The 6556-nt window shown below is 73.2% G+C and carries 5 protein-coding genes; 3 read left to right on the top strand and 2 right to left on the bottom strand.

What is annotated here, in order from left to right:
* Positions 1 to 180 precede the first annotated feature (180 nt).
* The gene (locus CCN44_RS15910) at positions 181 to 1134 is read left to right on the top strand and encodes an ROK family protein (protein WP_086698002.1); all 954 of its coding nucleotides are present in this window, start codon (positions 181 to 183) and stop codon (positions 1132 to 1134) included.
* 296 nt (positions 1135 to 1430) lie between these two features.
* On the opposite strand, the gene CCN44_RS15915 is transcribed toward CCN44_RS15910, so the two are convergent.
* Positions 1431 to 2798 carry an erythromycin esterase family protein gene (locus CCN44_RS15915; RefSeq protein ID WP_086698003.1) on the bottom strand — a complete coding sequence of 456 codons (1368 nt, stop codon included), beginning with the start codon at positions 2796 to 2798 and terminating at the stop codon, positions 1431 to 1433.
* Between the two features lie 225 nt (positions 2799 to 3023).
* Between CCN44_RS15915 and CCN44_RS15920 the strand changes: the two genes are divergently transcribed.
* Positions 3024 to 3839 carry a S1 family peptidase gene (locus tag CCN44_RS15920; RefSeq protein WP_086698004.1) on the top strand — a complete coding sequence of 272 codons (816 nt, stop codon included), beginning with the start codon at positions 3024 to 3026 and terminating at the stop codon, positions 3837 to 3839.
* A gap of 268 nt (positions 3840 to 4107) precedes the next feature.
* On the top strand, positions 4108 to 4383 hold the full coding sequence (locus tag CCN44_RS15925) for a hypothetical protein (protein ID WP_059247830.1): 276 nt from the start codon (positions 4108 to 4110) through the stop codon (positions 4381 to 4383).
* Between the two features lie 260 nt (positions 4384 to 4643).
* Here CCN44_RS15925 and CCN44_RS15930 read toward each other — a convergent pair.
* Positions 4644 to 6556, bottom strand: a 1913-nt coding sequence (locus tag CCN44_RS15930) for an NPCBM/NEW2 domain-containing protein (RefSeq protein ID WP_244203926.1), incomplete at its 5' end; no start/stop codon positions are given.

The following is a 6556-nucleotide window of genomic DNA, read 5'->3' on the forward strand; positions in this document are numbered from 1 at the left end:
CCCGTGGCGGGCGTGCGTGATCCATGGGGTTGTATGAGGATGTGGCGTCGAGCATAGAGCCTGGACAACGTTGTCAGATGCGAGAGAGACTGTCCACCGCTGTCCCCGGCCTGCGCCCCCACCGCTTGACCGGCCTGGCTTTCTTTGGTTTTCAAGCTTCGACGGGGAGTTCTGACTCTGATGCACACCGACCTCGTGGCGGCCCTGGACATCGGCGGCACCAAGATCGCCGGCGCGCTGGTGGACCGTGCCGGACGGATCCTGGCCAGAGCCCAGCGCGCCACGCCCGCCCAGCAGGACGGCGAAACGGTCATGCGGGCCGTGGCGGAGGTGCTCGGCGACCTCACCGGGTCGCCGCTGTGGGGACGCGCGACCTCGGTCGGTATCGGCAGCGCCGGCCCGGTGGACGCCTCGGCCGGCACGGTCAGTCCGGTGAACGTGCCGGGCTGGCGCGAGTTCCCGCTGGTCGACCGGGTCCGTGCGCTCACCGGGGGGCTGCCGGTGGAGCTGATCGGCGACGGTGTCGCGATCACGGCGGCCGAACACTGGCAGGGCGCGGCGCGCGGCCACGACAACGCGTTGTGCATGGTGGTCTCGACCGGGGTCGGCGGCGGCCTGGTGCTGGGCGGACGGCTGCATCCCGGGCCGACCGGCAACGCCGGGCACATCGGCCACATCAGCGTCGACCTGGACGGCGATCCCTGTCCGTGCGGTGCGCGCGGCTGTGTGGAGCGCATCGCCAGCGGCCCCAACATCGCCCGCCGGGCCCTGGAGCAGGGCTGGCGCCCCGGCCCCGACGGCGACACCTCGGCCGCCGCGGTGGCCGCCGCCGCCCGCGCCGGCGATCCGGTCGCCGTGGCCTCCTTCGAGCGGGCGGCGCAGGCACTGGCCGCCGGAATCGCGGCCACCGCGACCCTGGTCGAGATCGACATAGCGGTGATCGGCGGTGGCGTCGGCAAGGCGGGCGACATCCTGTTCACCCCGCTGCGCAAGGCCCTCACCGACTACGCGACCCTGTCCTTCGTGCAGCGGCTCACCGTCGTACCCGCGCAGACGGGCACGGACGCGGGCCTGGTCGGCGCCGCCGCGGCGGCACTGACCCGCACCCCGGACGTGACGGCGGCGGGCCGCTAGGGCCTGTCGCTCCGCGACTGCCGGCATGGTCCGCACGACAGGCCCCGGGCGGCGTCTTCACACGATCCGCGCGCAGGCGGAAGCGGACGCGGCGGGCGACCGCCGATGACCCTCGCTCCCAGGACATGTCCGGCCGGTCATGTGACCGCTCCGGGCCCGAGTCGTTCCTGGGGGCATGGGGCCGGGGTGATCTGCGTGATGCCGAGCGGGGAACGGCGGCGGGGAGGCGAGCGGGTGATCAACCGCCCGCGGCAGTCCCGGGCGGTCGCCGCTCGGCACGACGAGCGGGGTGGGGTTCAGAGCCTGTCGGCCGCCCGGACCCGGTTGAGGTGGACGAGAACGTCGTAGGCCCGGCCGATCGCGAGAGTGGGCGGGGGGTCGGGGGTGAAGGTCGAACCGGCGTCGTAGACCGGCCGCGGCCGGTTGAGCCAGGTCCGGGCCTCGGCGGGTGCCGCCCGCAGGTCTACGTAGAAGTCCCGGCACCCGACCCGGTCCAGGGTGTGCTCGTGCATGCCGGGGCGCGCCGCCGGAACGGTGACCGGCTTCCAGTCGCCGTCGAGGGAGGTGTCCTTGGTGAGGAAGGAGCCGCCGGCGAAGGTGAAGCCGATCGCCGCGTAGTCGCGGCCCAGGCAGTCGCGCAGCACGGTGCCCTGGGTGCGCGGGTACATGTCGGGATGGGCGGACAGGTAGCCGACGTGGCCGTTGTGGGCTGACAGCAGCATCCGGTGGCCGGTCTGGCGCTGCCACCACAGCACGTTGTCGGCCATGGCCTGGTCGCGCAGCACCTCCGCGGCCGTGACCGAGGCCGGATCCGCCAGGTCGACGGTGGCGAAGGCGAAGGTCTGCGCGATGTTCCGGGCGTGCTGCACGGTCCACGCGTAGTCCGCGCCACCGGCCTCCTGGTGCCCGGCGACCAGGTCGAGGGCCTCCTGGGCCTGCGCGGCGTTCTCCTTGCGTTCCGCGAGAGGCTTGCGCAGGTGGGCGAAGATGTCGTCGAAGGGGCGCAGCCCCGCGTACAACTCCGTGAGCCGGGGCAGTGCCTCCGGCCTGGCCGTGGCGAGGGACGACAGGACCCGTTCGAAGACGTGGTCGCCCAGTTCCGGTGCCCCGAGGTCGTCGCCCATGAAGTGGACCCGGCGGTCGGGGTGGCGGTGGTTGTGGTCGCGCATCCAGCCGATCAGACGGACGAACTCCTCCCGCTCCCAGGGGGATCCGGCCAGCGTCTCCCGTGCGATCCGCCGCGGATCGCCGGGGCCGCCCTGGAGGTACTCGTCGATCCTGAGCCCGGCCGACCAGCTCATCTCCAGGGCGAAGGTGGTGAAGCCGCGTTCCTCGACGAGGTACTGGAAGACGCGGTGCTTCATGGCGAAGAACTCGTGCGAACCGTGCGTGGCCTCGCCGAGCCCCACCACGTTCGCGCCTCCGACCATGGCGCCCAGCGCCCGCAGGTCCGCCGTCGAACCGCCGGGATCCGTGGAGCGCAGCGGGTGCGCGGCCCGCTCCAGAGAGCGTACGACGCCCGCGGGGGACGCGGGGGACGCGCCGGGTACGGAGGGTGAGGACGGGGCCGCGGAAGCCACCGGTGCGGCCACCGCCGTGGCGGCGAGCGCCGCCGTGAGCGCGAGCAGTCCTCGCCGGCCGATCGGCTTGCTGTGTCCGTGCATGGTGATCGCTCCTCGAATGCGGCGGCTTCCCGAGCCGATGCAGTGATCTTCCTGCGCTGCGGCGCGGACCGCGCTGAGGCCTGCCACCGTCCTGGTCCGGGGGTCCTCCCCCCACAACCGGCGGGGGAACGACCCCGCCGTGTCCGGGTGCCGGCCGTATGGCCCGGCCGGCATCGAAACAAACAGGGTTGAACCATCCAGCTGTACGAAGGAAGGGAACACTGGATGTTCACCATGAAGTCGGTCCGCCGCCGGGCGGCCCGCACGGCCACGGCCGGCGCACTCGCGGTGGCAACGTGCGCCACGCTGATGGCCGGCAGCGCCGGAGCCATCGTCAACGGGACCGAGCCGACGGAGCACTACCCGTTCATGGCGGTGATCCCGGTATCGGCGCCCGAGCAGGGGCTGTACGACGGCAACTGCGGAGCCTCGCTGATCGATCCGCAGTGGGTGCTGACGGCGGCCCACTGCGTGCGGGGCGACGGGCTTCGGCTGGACGGCCTCGTCCGGATCGGCAGCACGGACCGGAAGTCCGGGGGGACCGTCCGGGCCATGGAGCGGACCTTCGTCCACCCCGGCTACGTGAACGGTGACGGGAAGGCCGCCAACAGGGACGACATCGCCCTGGTCCGCCTGGACCGCCCCGTCTCCGAGAAGCCCGTCCGGATCGCACAACGGGCCGGACGTCCCGGCACCCCCACCCGGATTCTGGGATTCGGCACCACCTCCGACTCCGAACTGACGTTCCCGGAACGGCTGCGGGAGCTCCGGACGCGCCGGGGCGCCGAGACCGAATGCGCCCCCGGATACGCCGACCGGACCCGGCTGTGCACGATCAGCCGCGTGCCCGCGGCCATGGCGTGCTTCGGGGACTCCGGCGGGCCGCAGTTGCAGAAGGGCCGGCACGGGCGGTGGGAGCTCATCGGAGTGACCTCGGGCCCGGGCACCCCCGGTGTCCCGTGCTCGGCCGGGCCGGGGCTCTACACCAGCGCGCCCGCGTACGCGGGCTGGATCCGGCGGACGGTCAGGCACAACTCCTGATCCCGGCGGCAGCTGCGGGGCCCGGTCGGGGCGCCTGGCGGCGTCGGCGCTCCGGGGTTCCAAGACCTCCGACCGCGGCTCCTGAGGCTCGGGGGAGTGCGAACCGGCGTCCGTGGCCGGGCGGTTGGTGACATGCGCCCCATGAGCCCCGTCGGGCCCCCTGCACAACCTGCGCCTTCCGCGTCACGGGCGAAACCTCCGGGTACATCTCGTGACGATCAGTCGCGCTGAGTAGTCAACTCGGCGCCGTCATCCGGAAGGAGCAGCGATGCTCAAGCGTCTCGCCGCCGCCGTCGGCGGCCTCGCCCTCGCCCTCGGCGGTGTCGTGGCCGCGGCCCCGGCCGCCAACGCGACCCCGCAGGCATGCTTCTACCAGGTCCTGGAGCAGCATCCCGGCGCGGATCCCGCCGTGGTCGAGCACGCCTGTCGCACCGCGGCCGACGGCAGCCCGGAGAGCGTGCGGGCCTGCTACTTCGAGTTGCGGCGGGAATACGTCCCCGCCCAGCTCGCCCTGGACGCGTGCCGGCGCGCGTCCCAGGAGTAGGGGGGCCTGCCCGCCGGGCCGCGGACGCGCATGTCCGGGGCCCGGCGGGCTGCTGGCCGGTGGCTGCGTCGACGCTCACCCAGTGGACTGTGCAGGGCTTCCTCCGGGAGCCGGGAGCCTCACCACCGTGCAGCCGTGCAGCCGTGCAGCCGTGCAGCCGTGCTGCTTCGCGAAGCCGAAGCCACGGCTGGAGCCGGAGCCGCAGCCGTAGGCGTGTCCAGCGCGCGGCCCCGGCCCGGGCCGCTCAGTACGCGAGCCGCTCAGCACACCAGCCGTGCCTCGGCCCAGTCCGCGTGGTCCGAGTCGACACCGTCCGCGCCGTCGGTGACGACGAGCCGGACCACCTCGGCGCCGCTGACGTCGGCGGTGAGCGGCTGGGCGGGCAGGGCGTTGGTCAGGACACCGGTGGCGGCGGCCTTGGTGCCGTCCGCCCAGATCTCGAAGGCGACCGTGCCCTTCGAGCCCTTCTCGTCGTCCACGCCGACGTCCGCCGTGACCTTCTCGCAGGCCTTGCCGGTGTAGAAGGAGATGTCGCTGAGCGCGTGGACGCCGAGCCCCTTGGCGTAGACCGTCCCGCCGATGGTGAGCGGACCGCCGTCGCCGGCGGCGCTCTCCCCGTTGCTGGTGTCGCGCTCCACCGGACCCCAGCCGCTGGTCGCCGACAGCCACGGCAGATCGCCGAGGTACGAGGTCCCCGCGGGCGGCGGCACGACGACGGACGCGCTCAGCGGGAGGGTGCTGGTGACCGGTGTGCCCGACGGTGAGCGGTAACGCGTGCGCAGGGTGAGGCCGTACGAGCCGGTGGAGGTGCCGGCCGGGGCGGTCACCCGCCAGCCGGTGCGCAGCGTGCCGCCGGCGGGGAGGCTGGGCGCCGAGGCCGCGGAGGTGGCCCGTACGGTCCAGCCGGCGGGGCCGGTCAGCGTCACGGACACCCGCCGCGCGGGCGTGCGGCCGAGGTCGGTGACGGTGCTGGTCAGCGTGGCGGGGGTGGCCGCCTCCAGCAACGGGCTGCCGTCCAGGCCGAGTTCGACGGCGGGCGGGTGGGCGGCCCAGCGCGGGTCGGCCGAGACGCGCACCAGCACCGTGCCGTGTGCCGGAACGGTGGCGGCGATGGTGCCGGCGCTGTGGTAGCTGCGGTGCTGCCACAGGTCGCGCAGGGTGTAGCCGGCGGCGTCGGGCAGGCCGACGGCGTCCGCGCTGGTGGCGATGCGCTGCGCGGTGCCGGACTCGTTGAACAGGGCCACCGCCCGGCTGCCGTCCTTCATCTCCTTGGCGACGACCCAGCGCCCGCCCCCGGAGGAGACGACCACGCCCTGTTTGCCGAGCGGGTCCTGGTCGACCGCGATGACCTCCTTGTTGCCCAGGATCTCGTAGGTCGCCCGGGAGGCCTTGCGCAGGTCGGTGCCGATGAGCAGCGGCGCGGCCATGACCGACCAGAGCGAGAAGTGCGAGCGGTACTCGGTGTCCGTCATGCCGCCGTTGCCGACCTCGAGCATGTCGGGATCGTTCCAGCGGCCCGGGCCGGCGTACGGCGCGAGCGGGAGGTTCTGCTTCAGGATCGACAGCATCGAACTCCAGCTGTCGCTGATGTCACCGGTGGTCCGCCACAGGTGGCCGACGTCCGCGGCCCACTCCCAGGGTTTGTTCTCGCCCCATTCGCAGATGCTGTACACGATGGGCCGGCCGGTGGCCTTCAGCGCGTCCCGCATGGTCCGGTAGCGCTCCTTGGCGTCGACTCCCTGGTTGTTGCAGTTGTCGTACTTCAGGTAGTCCACGCCCCACTCGGCGAACTGCCGCGCGTCGCCGTACTCGTGGCCCAGGGCGCCCGGAAAGCCCGCGCTGTTGCAGGTCTTGGTGCCGGCGCTGGTGTAGATGCCGAGCTTGAGCCCCTTGGCGTGCACGTAGTCCGCGACCGCCTTGATCCCGTGGGGGAAGCGGACGGGGTCGGGCACCAGCCTGCCGTTCGCGTCGCGCTCCGGCAGGGCCCAGCAGTCGTCCAGGTTGACGTACTGGTAGCCCGCGTCCTTCAGACCCTTCTGCACGAAGAGGTCCGCGATGCCCTTGACCATGGACTCGTCGAACTCGGCGCGGCAGTGGGTGGAGTTCCAGTTGTTGAAGCCCATCGGCGGGGTGCGGGCGAGGCCGTCGGCCGGGGACGGGGCGGCCGGCGCCG

The sequence above is a fragment of the Streptomyces tricolor genome, assembly GCF_002155905.1.
In the GTDB taxonomy this organism is placed as follows: Bacteria; Actinomycetota; Actinomycetes; order Streptomycetales; family Streptomycetaceae; genus Streptomyces; species Streptomyces tricolor.